16 protein-coding genes are annotated in these 15,521 nt (G+C 69.6%); 2 read left to right on the top strand and 14 right to left on the bottom strand.

Annotated elements, in window-relative coordinates; genetic code table 11:
- Positions 1–2: 2 nt before the first annotated feature.
- Genes ACWF7A_RS42090 through guaB form a run of 7 tightly spaced genes read right to left on the bottom strand, consistent with a single transcriptional unit; the run spans position 3 to position 7,327 of the window.
- On the bottom strand, positions 3–1,256 hold the full coding sequence (locus tag ACWF7A_RS42090; protein ID WP_452256056.1) for an FAD-dependent monooxygenase: 1,254 nt from the start codon (positions 1,254–1,256) through the stop codon (positions 3–5).
- Positions 1,253–2,212, bottom strand: a complete 960-nt coding sequence (locus ACWF7A_RS42085) for an MBL fold metallo-hydrolase (RefSeq protein ID WP_452256055.1) — start codon at positions 2,210–2,212, stop codon at positions 1,253–1,255. Before ACWF7A_RS42085 ends, ACWF7A_RS42090 begins: the two co-directional genes overlap by 4 nt.
- Positions 2,213–2,224: 12 nt before the next feature.
- Positions 2,225–3,901, bottom strand: coding sequence for an FAD-dependent oxidoreductase (locus tag ACWF7A_RS42080; protein ID WP_452256054.1), 1,677 nt, complete (start codon positions 3,899–3,901; stop codon positions 2,225–2,227).
- A 60-nt stretch (positions 3,902–3,961) separates the two neighbouring features.
- Entirely contained in the window at positions 3,962–4,180 is a 219-nt protein-coding gene (locus ACWF7A_RS42075; protein ID WP_452256053.1) for a hypothetical protein, read from the bottom strand.
- 39 nt (positions 4,181–4,219) lie between these two features.
- Complete coding sequence (locus ACWF7A_RS42070) at positions 4,220–4,579, bottom strand: hypothetical protein (RefSeq protein ID WP_452256052.1); 360 nt, start codon at positions 4,577–4,579, stop codon at positions 4,220–4,222.
- A gap of 49 nt (positions 4,580–4,628) precedes the next feature.
- Entirely contained in the window at positions 4,629–5,762 is a 1,134-nt protein-coding gene (locus ACWF7A_RS42065; protein ID WP_452256051.1) for a GuaB3 family IMP dehydrogenase-related protein, read from the bottom strand.
- 53 nt (positions 5,763–5,815) lie between these two features.
- Positions 5,816–7,327 (bottom strand): IMP dehydrogenase, encoded by a 1,512-nt coding sequence (guaB, locus tag ACWF7A_RS42060; protein WP_452256079.1) that lies wholly within the window; start codon positions 7,325–7,327, stop codon positions 5,816–5,818.
- 142 nt (positions 7,328–7,469) lie between these two features.
- On the opposite strand from guaB, the gene ACWF7A_RS42055 reads away from it, so the two are divergent.
- Positions 7,470–7,853, top strand: coding sequence for a DUF5319 domain-containing protein (locus ACWF7A_RS42055; RefSeq protein ID WP_382436340.1), 384 nt, complete (start codon positions 7,470–7,472; stop codon positions 7,851–7,853).
- 136 nt (positions 7,854–7,989) lie between these two features.
- Here ACWF7A_RS42055 and ACWF7A_RS42050 read toward each other — a convergent pair whose 3' ends face one another.
- The 5 genes from ACWF7A_RS42050 to ACWF7A_RS42030 all read right to left on the bottom strand — a co-directional run bounded on the left by ACWF7A_RS42050 (position 7,990) and on the right by ACWF7A_RS42030 (position 12,686).
- Positions 7,990–8,886: an anti-sigma-D factor RsdA gene (locus tag ACWF7A_RS42050; protein WP_452256050.1), complete on the bottom strand. Its 897-nt coding sequence runs from the start codon at positions 8,884–8,886 to the stop codon at positions 7,990–7,992.
- The gene (locus tag ACWF7A_RS42045) at positions 8,887–9,459 is read right to left on the bottom strand and encodes a sigma-70 family RNA polymerase sigma factor (protein ID WP_030471987.1); all 573 of its coding nucleotides are present in this window, start codon (positions 9,457–9,459) and stop codon (positions 8,887–8,889) included.
- 307 nt (positions 9,460–9,766) lie between these two features.
- Positions 9,767–10,351, bottom strand: coding sequence for a response regulator transcription factor (locus ACWF7A_RS42040; RefSeq protein WP_452256049.1), 585 nt, complete (start codon positions 10,349–10,351; stop codon positions 9,767–9,769).
- Between the two features lie 81 nt (positions 10,352–10,432).
- Positions 10,433–11,329, bottom strand: a complete 897-nt coding sequence (locus ACWF7A_RS42035; protein ID WP_452256048.1) for a hypothetical protein — start codon at positions 11,327–11,329, stop codon at positions 10,433–10,435.
- Between the two features lie 418 nt (positions 11,330–11,747).
- Positions 11,748–12,686, bottom strand: coding sequence for a MerR family transcriptional regulator (locus ACWF7A_RS42030; protein WP_452256078.1), 939 nt, complete (start codon positions 12,684–12,686; stop codon positions 11,748–11,750).
- A 180-nt stretch (positions 12,687–12,866) separates the two neighbouring features.
- On the opposite strand from ACWF7A_RS42030, the gene ACWF7A_RS42025 reads away from it, so the two are divergent.
- Entirely contained in the window at positions 12,867–13,163 is a 297-nt protein-coding gene (locus ACWF7A_RS42025) for a WhiB family transcriptional regulator (protein ID WP_112262300.1), read from the top strand.
- A 204-nt stretch (positions 13,164–13,367) separates the two neighbouring features.
- Here ACWF7A_RS42025 and groL read toward each other — a convergent pair whose 3' ends face one another.
- Together groL and groES are read right to left on the bottom strand one after the other, a co-directional pair.
- Positions 13,368–14,993 carry a chaperonin GroEL gene (gene groL / locus ACWF7A_RS42020; RefSeq protein WP_452256047.1) on the bottom strand — a complete coding sequence of 542 codons (1,626 nt, stop codon included), beginning with the start codon at positions 14,991–14,993 and terminating at the stop codon, positions 13,368–13,370.
- A gap of 84 nt (positions 14,994–15,077) precedes the next feature.
- Positions 15,078–15,371: a co-chaperone GroES gene (gene groES / locus ACWF7A_RS42015; protein ID WP_030478362.1), complete on the bottom strand. Its 294-nt coding sequence runs from the start codon at positions 15,369–15,371 to the stop codon at positions 15,078–15,080.
- Between the last annotated feature and the right edge of the window lie 150 nt (positions 15,372–15,521).

Here is a 15,521-nt window from a genome sequence, read left to right as displayed (position 1 = left end):
CCTCACCAGCCGAGCGCGCGGCGTTTCACCTGTTCGTCGCAACGGTGCGCGGCCACGTGCCCGTCCGGCCTGACCAGCCATCCGTCCCGGCTCGTGAAGCCCGGACCTGCGGTGCGCGACCGCGGGACCAGCTCGCCGCCGTCCGTCGTGAGCGGCGAACTCTCGTAGGAGAACGGCGTGAAGAGCTTGCCCGAGTCGATGCCCTCACCGGTTTCGAGCGCCCTCTGCCGGTGTGCTCGTTCTTCGGGAGTGCCCGGCACGAGAAACCGCATGGTGTCCCCGGTGACGCGGAGGTTCTCGTCGGCGGCGGCACCGCGTTCGGTGTCGTAGGAGGCGAGCAGGTGCGGTCCTGCCTCGCCCGCGCGGTCGGCGGCGATCTTCCAGGCCGCGTTGTCGGCGTCGCAGAGGCCGGAGTTCAGGCCTCGCGCACCGAACGGGCTCATCACGTGGGCGGCGTCGCCGGCGAGCAGAACCCGTTGGGAGCGCAGGGTTCTCGCCCGGCGCTGGTGGAAGCGGTAGGTGGACTGCCAGACGACCTCGTACGGCCGGTCGCCGACGATCGCGCGGATGTGGGCGCCGGTGAGCCGGACGTCCTCGGCGACCTGCCAGTCGATGCGCCACACGCCGTTCGGTTGTGGGTGCAGGAGGACCTGGCGGCCGGGGTTCCACGGCGGGTCGAAGTAGAAGCGGCGTTCGGGCGTCTCGAAGTCCAGGTCGACGCGGACGTCGGCGATGATGAACCTGTCGTCGAACGAGAAGCCTTCGAACGGAATGCCCAGCAGCCGCCTCACCGCGGAGTGCGCTCCGTCGGCCGCGATGCAGTGGGTGGCCCTGATTCCGTCCGATGTGGACACTCCCGCGTCGTCCTGCGTCAGCCCGGCGAGGGCGTGCCCGTAGCGGAGCTCGATCAGCGGTTCGGCGCGGACCCGTTCCTCCAGCAGCCGCTCGACGACGGTCTGCGGCGTGTTCACGAACGGAGGGAAGCCCGACGCCCGCGGGAACGTCAGGGTCGCCACCTCGCGGTCGCGGTGGTAGGTGCGGCCGGTGTACCAGGTGACGCCCGCGTCGGCGACGGCCTGCCCGACGCCGACGCGTTCGAGGATCTCCAGGACGTCGCGCTGCACGCAGATCGAGCGGCTGCCCGTCCGCGAGCGCTCCGGTTCCTTCTCCAGCACGATGCTCGGCACGCCGGCCCTCGCGAGGAACAACGCCGAAGCGAGCCCCACCGGTCCGGCGCCGACCACCAGGACCGTCACTGCAGGGCGTCCCAGACGGCGCGGTCGCGTTCGGCGGTCCAGATCTCGGGCCAGTCCTTGCCGTCGCACTCGTCCCAGTACCGCTTCACGTCGAACGGCAGGCAGTGCTCGAAGATCGGCCAACGCCCGTAGCGGCCCACGAGCGTCCCGTGCGCCAGTTCGAAGGCCTGCTTGAGCGTGCCGCCCTCGGCGTGGACGCCGCCGACCGTGCGGCGCAGTTCGTTGAGGAAGTGCCTGCTCTGGTTGATCGCGGCCTCGACCTCGATGCGGTCGCGGGCGACCTTGCCGCGCCCGCCGACCAGGACCTCGGCGCCCAGGTCCTCGATCTCGTCCAAAGTGGACGTCGCCCACTCGTCGTGGAACGCGTCACCGGTGTAGAGCGCGGCCTGCGACTCGACCAGGTCACCCGCGAACAGGATGCGTTGCTGCGGCAGCCACGCCACGATGTCGCCCGCCGTGTGCCCGCGCCCGAGGAACTGCAGCACGAGGTCACCGCGTTCGTCACCGAGCGGGATCGTCATGCGGTCGGAGAACGTCAGCGTCGGCCAGGTCAGGCCGGGGATCTCCTCCGGGGACTCGAAGAGCCGCGGCATGCGCCCGAACTCGCTGGCCCAGTCCTGCTGCCCGCGTTCGGCGATCAGCACGCGCGTCATCTCGTGCGCGACGATCTCCTGGGCCTCGAACGCGCTGGCCCCGAGCGTGCGCACGGCGTGGTAGTGGCTGAGCACGAGATACCGGACCGGCTTCTTGGTGTGCTTGCGCAGCTGTGCGAGCCACCTGCGCGCCGCCGCGGGGGTCGCCCGCGCCTCGAAGCAGATCAGGAAGTCCTCGGCCTCGATGGCCGCGACGTTGGGGTCACCTTCGGCGGTCAGGGTGTAGACGCCCTCGGCGAGCTCGACGAAGACCTCGTCCTTGGGGGCGAGGTCGGCGCTGGAGGCGAACGGCTTCTTGGCCATGCCTCCACCGTGTCAGGACGCCTTCACGATCGGCAACCGCAATGCGGCTGGAGCTTGATCGGGAACCGCCGGGTTCTTCGGCTTCGTCGGGTTGATCCGCTTGTACGGTTGGTGCTGCTTCGGCCGCTGGTCCTGCTCGCCCTTGTTCGGCCACAGCGAGAACGCGCGTTCGGCCTGCGCGGTGATGGTGAGGCTCGGGTTCACGCCGAGGTTCGCGCTGATCGCCGAACCGTCCACAACGGACAGTCCAGGGTAGTTGAAGACCCGGTGGTACGGGTCGATCACGCCCTGGGTCTCGTCCGCCGCGATCGCGCAGCCGCCGATGAAGTGCGCGGTCAGCGGGATGTTGAACAGCTCACCCCACGTGCCGCCGGCCATGCCGTCGATGTGCTTGGCCGCGAGCAGGTTCGCCTCGTGCCCGGCCGGGATGAACGCCGGGTTCGGCTCGCCGTGGCCCTGCTTGCTGGTGAGCTTGCCGCGCTTGAGGAACGTGGTGATCGAGTTGTCGAGGCTCTGCATGACCAGCAGGATCACGGTCCGCTCGCTCCAGCGGTGCACGCTCAGGAGCCGCAGGAGGCGCAGCGGGTGCCGGACCGCCTGCTTGACGAACTGCAGCCACCGCGGCGTGCTCAGCGCGCCGTCCGTGGCGAGGGTCTGCAGCATGCCCATGGCGTTGCTGCCCTTGCCGTACCGGACGGGCTCGATGTGCGTGATCTCGTCGGGGTGGATGGAGCTCGTGATCGCGACGCCCTGCGTGAAGTCGGTCTTCGGGTCGACCGTGTACCGCGCGGCACCGATGATCGACTCGGAGTTGGTGCGGGTGAGCTCGCCGAGCTTGGCGGAGATCTTCGGCAGCGTGCTCGCCCTCGCCTTGTGCAGCAGCTGCTGCGTGCCCCACGTGCCGGCGGCGACCACGACCTGGCCTGCGGTGAAGGACCTGGTCGCCCTGCCACCGGTCATCTTCGTGTCGATCGTCCAGGTGCCGCCGGACTCGGTGAGCCGCGTGACCGTCGTCAGCGGGAAGACCTGGGCGCCGAGCTTCTCCGCGAGGTAGAGGTAGTTCTTGACCAGCGTGTTCTTGGCGCCGACCCGGCACCCCGACATGCAGCTGCCGCACTCGGTGCACCCGGTGCGTTCCGGCCCGGCACCACCGAAGTACGGGTCCGCGGCGCGCTTGCCGGGCTCGCCGAAGTACACGCCGACGGGCGTCGCGTGGTAGCTGTCCTCGACCCCCATGTCCTTCGCGACCTTCTGCATGACGACGTCGCTCGGGGTCGTCGTGGGGTTCGTGACGACGCCCAGCATCCGGCTCGCCTGGTCGTAGAACGGCTCCAGCTCGTCCTGCCAGTCGGTGATGTGCGCCCACTGGCGGTCCTCGTAGAACGGCTTGAGGGGCCGGTACAGCGTGTTCGCGTAGACGAGGCTGCCACCGCCGACGCCCGCGCCGGCGAGCACCATGACGTTGCGGAGGGTGTGGATGCGCTGGATGCCGAAGCACTTGAGCTGCGGCGCCCACAGGTACCTGCGGAGATCCCAGCTGGTCTTGGCGAACTCGTCGTCGGCGAACCGGCGCCCCGCCTCCAGGACGGCGACGCGGTAGCCCTTCTCGGTCAGGCGGAGCGCGGCCACGCTTCCGCCGAACCCGGAGCCGACGATGACGACATCGAAGTTACCGACGAGTTCACCCATGGATCGGAGAGTAGGCGTTACTTCCGGTAACGCCTAGTCCCCTATCGGTTCAGAACGTGCTCAGAGGACCAGGCCCTCGATGACCCACACCATGAAGGCCACGGCCAGACCGGTGATCACCAGTCCGCCGCAGACGAACAGGGTCAGCATCTTCCAGCCGATGCCCCCGACACCTTCGTCCTCCTCGGGAGCACCGTCGAACTCTTGGACGTCGGCGTCCGGGTCGATCGTGTCCACATCACTGTTCTTGCCGTCGCCGAACAAGGCATCCAATTCCACGCTCTCATGGACGCGCGGGGTAGCCGTTCGGTTGCAAGATCAGGTTTGGGCCCATGCGGACATCGGCAGGCTGAGGTGAACGCCCACGTCAGCGAGGCCCGTGGCCTCGGCGACGGCGTCACACAGGCCGTCCACCCGATCTTGACGGTTCGCCGCGCGGCTCTCGAACCACTTCGAGCGCACCTCGATCACGAGATCCATGCCGGCCGAGTCGAACGGACCGCGCGGGCGGAAGCGCAGGTCCACGTCGCCGGGCTGGAGGTCGCCGTCGTAGGGCTCCTCCGGGCACTCCACCGCCAGCGAGACGGCGTGCGGGAGCATCGCCGCGAGGTTCTCCAGCACTGCACGAGAGACGTGGGACGCGTAAGTGATCTCGACGAGCGGCACGAGATCCAGCAAAGCAGAAGGGCGCGTCCCGATCGGAACGCGCCCTCTACCAGCCAGTTCTCTAGCCGCGGATCGTCAGGCCGACCTTCTGGAACTCCTTGAGGTCGGAGTAGCCGGTCTTGGCCATGGCCCGCTTGAGCGCGCCGAACAGGTTCGTCACGCCGCGCGGGTCGGCCGACGGGCCGAACAGCAGCTTGCGCAGGTCGAGCTCCTGGTCCACCGCCTCGGCGACGAGGCTGCGCGGCACGGACGGGTGCGCGGACGACGCCGTCCAGTACAGGCCCTGGCCCGGTGCCTCGGTCGCGGCGGCCAGCGGCTCGCCGAGCATCACGGCGTCGGCACCGCAGGCGATGGACTTCGCCACGTCGCCCGAGGTCGTGACGCCGCCGTCGGCGATGACGTGCACGTAGCGGCCGCCGGTCTCGTCGAGGTAGTCGCGGCGCGCGGCCGCGGCGTCGGCGATCGCGGTGGCCATCGGCACGCCGATGCCCAGCACCGAGTCGGTGGTCGTGACGCCGGGCGTGTAGCCGTAGCCGACGATCACGCCCGCCGCGCCGGTGCGCATGAGGTGCATGGCGGTGCGGTAGTCACCGACGCCACCGGCGATCACCGGGATGTCGAGGTCCGCGATGAACGACTTCAGGTTCAGCGGCTCGCCACCACGCGACACGTGCTCGGCCGAGATGATCGTGCCCTGCACGACCAGGATCTCGACACCCGCGGCCAGCAGGTCCGGCGTGAGCTCCGCGGCGCGCTGCGGGCTGACGCGGACCGCCACGGTGACGCCCGACTCGCGGATCTGCTTGATCGCCTCGGCGATCAGGTCCATCTGCAACGGGGCCGCGTGCAGCTCCTGCAGCACCTTGACCGCCGCCGCCGGGTCGTCGCTGTCCTCGGTCGCCTGGACCAGGCGGAACAACGCCTCGTCCACATCGCTGTGCCGGGCCCAGAGGCCCTCGGCGTTCAGCACACCGAGGCCGCCGAGCTCGCCGACCGCGACCGCCGTGCCCGGCGACACGATGGCGTCGGTCGGGTGGGTGATCAACGGGATGTCGAACCGGTAGGCATCGATCTGCCACGTCGTGGAGACGTCCTTCGACGACCTCGTCCGACGCGACGGGATGATCTCGATGTCGTCCAGCTCGTAGGCCCGCCTCGCGGTCCGGCCCATGCCGATCTCGACCAGATCGCGCACCTGTGGTTCCTCTCCAGAGCTTTAGAACGGACCTGCAAACCAGCCGAGTGACTCTAACGGGTGGTGTAGTTCGGGGCCTCGACGGTCATCGTGATGTCGTGCGGGTGCGACTCCTTCAGACCCGCCGCCGTGATGCGCACGAGCTGCTGCTGCTGGAGCTCGGCGATCGTGTGGGAGCCCGTGTACCCCATCGCCGCGCGGAGACCGCCGTTGAGCTGGTGCACGACCTGCGACAGCGGGCCGCGGAACGGCGTGCGGCCCTCGATGCCCTCGGGGACGAGCTTGTCCTCGTTGAGGACGTCGTCCTGGAAGTAGCGGTCCTTCGAGAACGACTTGTTCTCGCCGCGGGACTGCATGGCGGCCAGCGAGCCCATGCCGCGGTAGGTCTTGAACTGCTTGCCGTTGACCAGGATCAGGTCGCCGGGCGCCTCCTGGGTGCCCGCGAGCAGCGATCCGAGCATCACGGCGGACGCGCCGGCCGCGATGGCCTTGGCGATGTCGCCGGAGTACTGGATGCCGCCGTCACCGATCACCGGCACACCGGCCGGGGTGCAGGCCAGCGACGCCTCGTAGATCGCGGAGATCTGCGGCACGCCGACACCGGCGACGACGCGCGTGGTGCAGATCGAGCCGGGACCGACACCGACCTTCACGCCGTCCGCACCCGCGTCGACCAGGGCCTGGGCGCCGGCACGCGTCGCGACGTTGCCGCCGACGACGTCCGCCGAGTCGCCGAGCTCCTTCTTGATGCGGGCGACCATCTCCAGCACGCCGCGCGAGTGGCCGTGCGCCGTGTCGACCATGAGCACGTCGACCCCGGCCTCGGCGAGCGTCATCGCGCGCACGAACGAGTCCTCGCCGACACCGACGGCGGCGGCGCACAGCAGGCGGCCGTCCGGGTCCTTGGTGGCCATCGGGTACTGCTCGGTCTTGACGAAGTCCTTGACCGTGATCAGGCCCTTGAGCTTGCCGTCGCCGTCGACGATCGGCAGCTTCTCGACCTTGTGGCGGCGCAGCAGGCCGAGCGCGGCCTCCGCGGAGACGCCCACCTGCGCCGTGACCAGCGGACCCTTCGTCATGACCTCGATCACCCGCTTGGAGTGGTCGAGCTCGAAGCGCATGTCGCGGTTCGTGATGATGCCGACGAGCTTGTTGTTCTCGTCCGTCACCGGCACGCCGGAGATGCGGTACCGGGCGCACAGCGCGTCCACCTCGGCCAGCGTGGCCTCGGGCGAACACGTGACCGGGTCGGTGACCATGCCGGCCTCGGACCGCTTCACGGTCTCGGCCTGACGGGCCTGGTCCTCGATGCTCAGGTTGCGGTGCAGCACGCCGATGCCGCCCTGACGCGCCATCGAGATCGCCATCCGGCCCTCGGTGACCGTGTCCATCGCGGCGCTGGCCAGCGGGATCTTGAGGGTGATGTTGCGCGAGATCCTGGTGCTCGTGTCGACGCCGCTCGGGACGACGTCCGACTCGGCAGGCAGCAGGAGCACGTCGTCGAAGGTCAGTCCCAGCATGGCGAACTTGCCCGGGACTCCGTCAGCGTTGAGCTCGCTGGTCATAGCGGGTGACATGCCTTCCGTGGTGCGGTCTGCGCTCTGCCTGCCCTTTTGGGGTCCTGCGTGTCCAGTTTCCGCAGGCGGAGGCGGTGCGCCCCATGGTATCTGGACGACCGAGGGGGTACGGCGGGTACCGTGCGGGGTCGTGCCGCACGACGCGTTGCCACCAGACCCCTTCGCAGGCGACCCAGAAGACCCCGCACTCTCTCTGGGCGAGCCCGACCACGACCATCCCCCGATGGACGACGACGAACGGACGGAGCTGGTCAGCGACCTGAGCGACCTCGCCGTCTACCAAGCGTTGCTCGAACATCGCGGCGTCAGAGGCATCGTCGTGGACTGCGGCGAGTGCCAGGAACCGCACTACCACGACTGGGCACTGTTGCGAGCCTCACTCGAACAGCTGCTGGCCGACGGACGGATGCGCCCGCACGAACCGGCGTTCGATCCGAACCCCGGGGCCTACGTGAGCTGGGAATACTGCCGCGGCTACGCCGACGGTGTGACCGCCACGGAGTCGGCCCGCTGACGTCGCCCGGGTTGCCGCGGACGGGTGAGATGCAGCACTCGTCCGCCGGCCCGGTCACATTCCACCTGACGTGTGAACGCCTGAGCATGTGAACGGCCCCTGACCTCGAAAGATCAGGGGCCGTTCACAGTGCGTCTCAGTTGGTGCCGGTCGACTGCCCGGTGGTCTCGCTGTTCGTCCCGGTCCCGGTCGAACCGGGGTTCTCCACCGTGCCGGGGTCCGGCGGCGGAGGCGGCGGCGGGTTCTCCTCGCCACCGGCCGAGGTGGGCGGCGGAGGCGTCTCCGACGACGGCGGCGTGGACGGCGTCGTGGTGGACGGCTGCGTCGACGGCGTGGTCGTCGAGGTCGCGGGCTGCGAGGACTGGCTCGGCGTCGTCACCGGGGGCGTCGTCGTGGTCGGCGGCGCCGAGGTGTTCGTGTCGAGCTCCTTCTCGAGCTCCTTGTGCTTCTCCTCGAGCTGCTGCTTGCCGTCGGCCGTCGAGACGGACTCGAGGCTGGCACCGATCTTGTTCAGCTTCTCCCGGGCCTCGTTGACCTTGCCCTCGCGCAGGGCGAGGCGGGCCGACTCGAGGTCGGTGTTGATGATGGCCGCGGCCTCGATCGACTTCGCGTGCTCCGAGTAGAGCACTCGCGTGAGGCCCCAGAGCGCGTCGCCGGGCTGTGCGTCGCGGGCGACGAGGCTCACGCCGGTGAAGGCGATGGCCAGGACCGCCGCGGCACTCGCCAGCGGGATCAGGAAGCGGTGCCTGCTCACCGGCTGCGGGCGGGCAGCCTGGATCGTGGCGATGGCGGTCTCGGTGTCGACGAGCTCGCCGAACGGCTCCGTCTCCACCTCGTTGCGCCACGCGAGCAGCAACGCGTTCAGATCGTCGTCGCCCAACGCGCCGGCCGCGTCCGGAGTCGCCGACCCCAGCGCGTCCAGCAGCCTGTCATCGGCCTGTACCGCCGAAAGATCGTCGGCGACGGGTTCGTGCGGGGCTCTATCGTCCTGTCCGCGCACTTCCTCGTCGTCCTTCCCGTGTTCGTCGGCCACTCAGACCACCTCCTCCGCTGCCAGCGACTTGCGCAGGCGGGCCAGCGCACGATGTTGCGCCACCCGTACCGCACCCGGCGTCGAACCGACCGCCTCGGCAGTTTCCTCGGCGGAGAGTCCGACCACCACCCTCAACAGCAGGATCTCCCGCTGCTTCTCCGGCAGGACGCGCAACAACACGGCCATCCGGTCGGAGAGCTCGCCCTGCATGGCCCGCTGCTCCGGACCAGCTTCGGTCTCCGGCGCGTCCGGGACTTCGGGAACGGGCTCCGAGCGGTTCCTGGCGGCAGACCGATGTGCGTCGGCGACCTTGTGCGCCGCGATCCCGTAGACGAACGCGAGGAAGGGCCGACCCTGGTCGCGGTAGCTGGGCAATGCCGTGAGCACCGCGAGACACACCTCCTGGGCCACATCGTCCGCCGAAGCGAAGCTCCGCTCCTGCCTGCCAACTCGGGCGCGGCAGTACCGCACCACCAAGGGACGAATGGAGGCCAGCAGGCGTTCGATCGCCTGGCGGTCGCCGTCGACGGCCGCGCCCACTTCGGCGTCCAGTCCGTCCCCCAAGTTGGTCATCGCAGACAACAGCCCTGGTGTTACTTGTTGGCGTACCGACAGGAAACAGCACGAGTCACTCACAGCGACCCGATGCAGCAGCTTCACCGTACCGGTCTTCAGGCGTTCTGTTCATAGGTGGGGTATGGACACCCCGCGTGAACAGCGGACACGCCCAACAGCTCACAGCCCGGTGACATCGTCACCGGGCTGGGCCATGTGCGCGACTGGAGGATCACCACTTGCACGGGTGAGCCGTCTCACGCCACCGGCCCCGCTTCCCCACATGCGGCATATGAGGACACGGGGCCGGTGCGGCGAAAGCCACCTACTGGACGAGGCCTCGCCGGAAGCCGTGAGCGACCGCCTGAGCGCGGTCACGAACACCGAGCTTGCGGAAGAGACGACGTGCGTGCGTCTTCACCGTGTCCTCCGACAGGTAGAGCTCGCGGCCGATCTGGCCGTTGCTCTTGCCCCGCAGCACCTGGAGCTCACGCTCCGTGAGCTGCACACCGGGGTCGGAGGGCTGACGAGGCGCCGGCACCGAGGTGCTGGCGAGCGTGTGCGCGAGGGCTGCCACAAGCTCGGGACGCGACGCGTCCCACCTCAGGTAGCCACGGGCACCGCCGGCGATCGCCGCGGCGATGCTCCCGGCGTCGTCGGGTGCTCCGAAGACGATGACGTTTGCCTGCGGGTTCGCGGAGACGAGCCGACGGGTTGCTTCAACCCCGGTCGGGACGGCGCGCTGGGTTCCCACCAGTACGACGTCGACCGGCTGCCTTGAAAAGCGAGCCAACAACTCGTCACCGTGCGCTACGCAGTCGATGCGGCTGACCCCTGGGACAGCCGACATCACGCGGGTGAGACCCTCACGCACACTGCGCCGGTCGTCGCAAATAAGGACCGTGGTCACGGGGACTCCTTTCCTGCAGCCGAGTGACGTTCCATCTCCCCTATCGGACGCTGGCGGCCCAACCTTGACACGATCCGGTGCTTAATCCGTCAAGAAGTTCGCCTGAGGGTCTGCGTTCGGGGGTTCCCCGGAACGGAGCAGCCCGGTCGGTATCCACGGGGAGTCGAGAGCGACCTGCCGGCTGACGGCGTCGGCTCTCCGCAACACGCAGCTCAGAGCCTCCGTCGCCCGGTCGAGGACGACCGCGCCCGCCGCGGGGACGTGGCCCGCCAGGACGAGAGCGCTCGGCCAGATCAACGGCTGAAGCCCCTTCTCGGCGCTGTGATTTAGGTCACACTCGACTAGTTCAAGCCCGCGATTCAGCCCGTCGGCGGTCCCCCACACGACCAACGAGGTGCCCAGGACGAGCGCCGACTTGAGCTCGTGCCGCAGCGCCTTTCTGCTCGTCGCCACGTCGTACGCGTGCTCGGCGGGCGCCACGGCCGCCTCCGGGCTCCCGGAGGCGAGCTCCACCTCCGCGGTCACCCACCCCCTGCGGACCTCACTCCGCCACGACCGCGTCTCAACTCGTGCGAGCAACCTGCGGGCCTCGTGCAGGCGTTGAGCACCGAGGGAATCGGCGGCGAGGCCGAGCAGGGCGTCCGTCCGGGCGCCCTCGGCGTCGACGCCGTCAGGGTCGGTGGCGCCTGCCCGCTCGATCCGCGCGAGGGCCGCGCCGTCCAGCGGGCGGGCCAGGTGGTGGGCCCCTAGCTGACGGTGGTGCGACGCGCGAGTCGAGAGGGAGAGGGACGCGATCACCGGGTCGGGGTCGTGACGGAGCGCGTCCAACGCGGTGGCCGCGGCGGCGTAGTGGCCCTGGCCGCCGAGGACCACTGCAGCGAGCCAGCGGGTGCGGGAGCTGGGGGCTGAGAGCGCGGGCCAGACCTGGAGGTCGGGTGAGTCGCCGAACGCGGCCCGGCGCAGGTCTTCTTCGGTCACGGCGAGGAGTGTGCCGCCAGGAGTCATGCGTACGGGTGGGCGGGAGGGTGGAGGGAGAGCGCGAGCCAGCGAGCGGGTGGCGAGGCAGGGGGCAGGCAGGCGAGGCGAGCAGGCAAGCGGGCGGCGAGGCCAGCGGGCAGGCGACCAGCGGGAAGGCGGCAGGCAGGTAGGCGGCAGGCAGGTAGGCGGCAGGCGGGCGACGAGGCCAGTCAGCAGACCAGCAGGCGGTGAGGCCAGCGGAAAGGCGGCCAGCGGATAAGCGGCCAGTGGGTAGACGGGCAGGCGGGTAGGCGGAGCAGGCAGCAGGCGGGCCAGCCGGCAGGCGGGTAGGCGGAGCAAGCAGCAGGCGGGCCAGCCGGCAGGCGGGCGGGCAGGCGGGCTCGTGGGACCCGAGGGCGAGCGCTGGCCGCAAGGCGCGTCAGGTGACCGCTGCCTCCACCGCGTCCACCGCGGCCGCCAGGTCCTCGACCCTCTCGGCCGGCGACGTCACCACCCCGCGCCTCCACCCCGGCCCTCCCACGAACACCCGCACCTGCTGCCGGGTCCGCGGCAGCGCCGAGATCACCCCCGGATCGGCGTACCGGGGCAGCTGCGCCCACAGCACCACCGCGGAGGGCGCGGTCCGGCGCACGGCGGCGGCCAGGGCGTCCATCGGCAGCGCCGCCCCCAGCTGCCGCACGACCACTCCTCGGTGGGCCAGCTCGGCGGCGAGTGGGTAGAGAGGGAGGTTGTGCCTCTCCTCCGGCATGCACGCCAGCAGCACGGGGCGATGGTTCCGTCCCGCCGTCACGAGCGGTGTGGCGCGCACGAACGCCGCGAGCACGCACTCGTTCAGCAGGTGCTCGACCTCCACGCCGGCGCCGGAGAGCTGCCAGCGTGCGGCGACGGCGGTCAGGACGGGGCGCACGACCTCGTTCCAGGTGGCGATCACGCCGTCGGACGTCAGCGAGTCGGCGAGCATTTCCTGCACCGCGATCGAGTCCATCGCCACGGCGGCACGGCCCAGACCGCGCGCCAAACGAGACGCTCCGGGCATTTTCAGGCCACGTCCACCCGATGGTGCGACGGGGACCACTCCGTGTGTCATCGACGATTTCGAGTCGAGCGCGAAACGGGCCGCCTCGGCGGAGGACGCGCCGCGCAGAAGTGCGCGCTGCATCAATTCCAGGCGAGCCACGTCGGGTGGCCCGTATTTCCGGTGCCGCCCCACGGTGTGGCCGGTCGGGCCCAGTCCGTAGCGGCGGTCCCAGGTGCGAAGGGTGGCGGGTGCCACGCCGAGTCGCCTGGCCACCGCGGCCACCGAGAGAAGGGGCTCACTCGTGTGACTCCCGGCAGACCTGTGCTCCTGCGGTGTCATCACGAGAGCCATGTTCCGTTCACCTCATCCGGGCGGCAACTCCGGGCGGTGAGTGATCGAACACGCGTGCCGTCACCCATCAGTTGATAAGGGTCTTCAGCCTCTTGAACAAGTTTTGACGCGGTTCTACGGTGGATCATCATTAAGCCGAATGGAGCAGTCGTCACGGAGGCGGTCTCGATGGCGGACACCCGAAGGCTCCCCGGTCCCAACGCAGATCTGTGGGACTGGCAGATGCGCGGTTCGTGCCGGGGCATGGACAGCGCGTTCTTCTTCCACCCCGACGGCGAACGGGGGCCGGCGAGATCACGCCGGGAAGCTCGCGCGAAGGCTGTCTGCCTCGCCTGCCCGGTGCTGGAGATGTGCCGCAAACACGCGCTGGCAGTGCAGGAACCGTACGGAATCTGGGGCGGGCTCTCGGAATCGGAGCGCGACCACATCATCAAGGCACGAAAACGACAATTGGCGATAGTCTGAACAACAAAACCGGGTCGGCACCAAACGAATGGTGCCGACCCGGTTTATTTGAGCTCGAACCTCAACCCTCGAACCTCAGCCGCGAGTGCGCGCCGGTCGTCCGGTCACCCGCTCGGGCCGAAATCGGCGGAGCCCATTTCGGCGCGAGCGGGTCGGCCGGCTTCCCGGCGAGCTCGCCGTCCCGCCAGAGGCGGAACGGACAACTCAGTGGCCGTGCCCGTGGCCGTGGCCGTGGCCACCGGCGGCCGGAGCCTCGTCCGCCTTCTTCTCGACGACGGCGCTCTCGGTCGTGAGCACCATGCGCGCGATGGAGGCGGCGTTCGCCACGGCGGAACGCGTGACCTTGACCGGGTCGATGATGCCCTGCTCCAGCAGGTCACCGAACTCGAGCTTGGCGGCGTTGATGCCGAAGCCCCACTCGCCCTCGCGGACCTTGTTCACCACGACGGCGCCTTCGAGGCCGGCGTTCGCGGCGATCCAGAACAGCGGCGCGGACAGGGCCTTCGCGACGAGCGCGACACCCGTGGCCTCGTCACCCGACAGGCCGAGGCCACCGTCGAGCACCTTGGCGCCGTGCACGAGAGCGGAGCCACCGCCGGGGACGATGCCCTCCTCGACCGCGGCCTTGGTAGCGGCGACCGCGTCCTCGATGCGGTGCTTGCGCTCCTTGAGCTCGGTCTCGGTGGCGGCGCCGACCTTGATCACGGCGATGCCGCCGGAGAGCTTCGCGAGGCGCTCCTGGAGCTTCTCGCGGTCCCAGTCGGAGTCCGTGGCCTCGATCTCGCGGCGCAGCTGCTCCGCGCGACCGGCGATGTCGGCCTTGGTGCCGCCGCCGTCGACGATCGTGGTGTCGTCCTTGGTCACGACGACGCGGCGGGCGGAGCCCAGCTGGTCGAGCGTGGTCTCGGACAGCTTCAGGCCGATCTCCGAGGAGATCACCTCGCCGCCGGTGACGACCGCGAGGTCGTCCAGGAACGCCTTGCGGCGGTCACCGAAGAACGGCGCCTTCACGGCGACGACCTTCAGGGTCTTGCGCACCGCGTTGACGACCAGCGTGGACAGGGCCTCGCCCTCGACGTCCTCGGCGATGATCAGGAGCGGCTTGCCGGACTCGGCGACCTTCTCGAGGATCGGGAGGACGTCGGCCAGGGCCGAGATCTTCTCGCGGTGCAGCAGGATGCGGACGTCTTCGTAGACGGCCTCCTGCGCCTCGAGGTCGGTCGAGAAGTGCGTCGACACGTAACCCTTGTCGAACTGCACACCCTCGGTGATGACCAGCTCGGTCGCGAGCGTGGACGACTCCTCGACGGTGATGACACCGTCCTCGCCGACGCGCTCGATGGCCTCGCCGAGCAGGGCGCCGATGGACTCGTCACGCGACGAGACCGTGCCGACCTGCGCGATGTTCTCGCGGCCCTTGACCGGGGTGGCCTTGCCGCGGAGCTCGTCCACGACGGCGTCGGCGGCGGCCTGGATGCCACGGCCGAGCGCGGTCGGGTTGGCGCCCGCGGCGATGTTGCGCAGGCCTTCCTTGACCAGCGCCTGCGCCAGCACGGTGGCGGTGGTGGTGCCGTCACCCGCGACGTCGTTGGTCTTGGTGGCGACCGACTTGGCGAGCTGCGCGCCGAGGTTCTCGAACGGGTCGTCCAGCTCGATCTCACGAGCGATGGTCACACCGTCGTTCGTGACCGTCGGGCCACCGAACTTCTTGTCGAGCACGACGTGGCGCCCGCGCGGGCCAAGGGTGACCTTGACCGTGTCCGCGAGCTTGTTGACGCCGCGCTCGAGCGCCCGACGAGCGTCCTCGTCGAAGCTGATCTGCTTGGGCATTACTTGAAGCCTCTCTGAGTAGCGAAACGCCCCGGAAGCCCCGGATGGGGCGCCGGGGCGTCAGGCATGACAGCCGAGCGTCGACTAGTTGACGACGGCCAGCACGTCGCGAGCGGAGAGGATCAAGTACTCCTCGCCGTTGTACTTGACCTCGGTGCCGCCGTACTTCGAGTAGATGACGACGTCGCCGACAGCCACGTCCAGCGGGACGCGGTTGCCCTTGTCGTCGATGCGGCCGGGGCCCACCGCGAGGACCTTGCCCTCCTGGGGCTTCTCCTTCGCGGTGTCCGGGATCACGAGGCCGGAGGCGGTCGTCGTCTCAGCCTCGGAGGCCTGGACAACGATCTTGTCCTCAAGCGGCTTGATGTTCACGCTCACCGGGATGACCTCCACGGGTCGTTGGCAGGTTCGTCTGTTTAACGGCTCCTGCCACCCCGCCGTCGCGGGGGTCGGGGCGGTGCTGGTGCCGTGCAATTGGCACTCTACCCACGAGAGTGCCAAGGCTTCAACGAGCCCCCCGAACCGATC

It is taken from the genome of Lentzea sp. NPDC055074, from assembly GCF_053608005.1.
This window is presented reverse-complemented; position numbering and strand designations above follow the sequence as displayed.

What these genes read in the sequence shown, in the direction of transcription:
- ACWF7A_RS42085 (WP_452256055.1), bottom strand. Translation starts at nt 2,212, where the DNA reads ATGGCCAAGAAGCCGTTCGCCTCCAGCGCCGACCTCGCCCCCAAGGAC.
- ACWF7A_RS42080 (WP_452256054.1), bottom strand. Translation starts at nt 3,901, where the DNA reads ATGGGTGAACTCGTCGGTAACTTCGATGTCGTCATCGTCGGCTCCGGG.
- guaB (WP_452256079.1), bottom strand. Translation starts at nt 7,327, where the DNA reads ATGACCAGCGAGCTCAACGCTGACGGAGTCCCGGGCAAGTTCGCCATG.
- ACWF7A_RS42045 (WP_030471987.1), bottom strand. Translation starts at nt 9,459, where the DNA reads ATGACCAACTTGGGGGACGGACTGGACGCCGAAGTGGGCGCGGCCGTC.
- ACWF7A_RS42030 (WP_452256078.1), bottom strand. Translation starts at nt 12,686, where the DNA reads ATGACACCGCAGGAGCACAGGTCTGCCGGGAGTCACACGAGTGAGCCC.
- ACWF7A_RS42025 (WP_112262300.1), top strand. Translation starts at nt 12,867, where the DNA reads ATGGCGGACACCCGAAGGCTCCCCGGTCCCAACGCAGATCTGTGGGAC.
- groL (WP_452256047.1), bottom strand. Translation starts at nt 14,993, where the DNA reads ATGCCCAAGCAGATCAGCTTCGACGAGGACGCTCGTCGGGCGCTCGAG.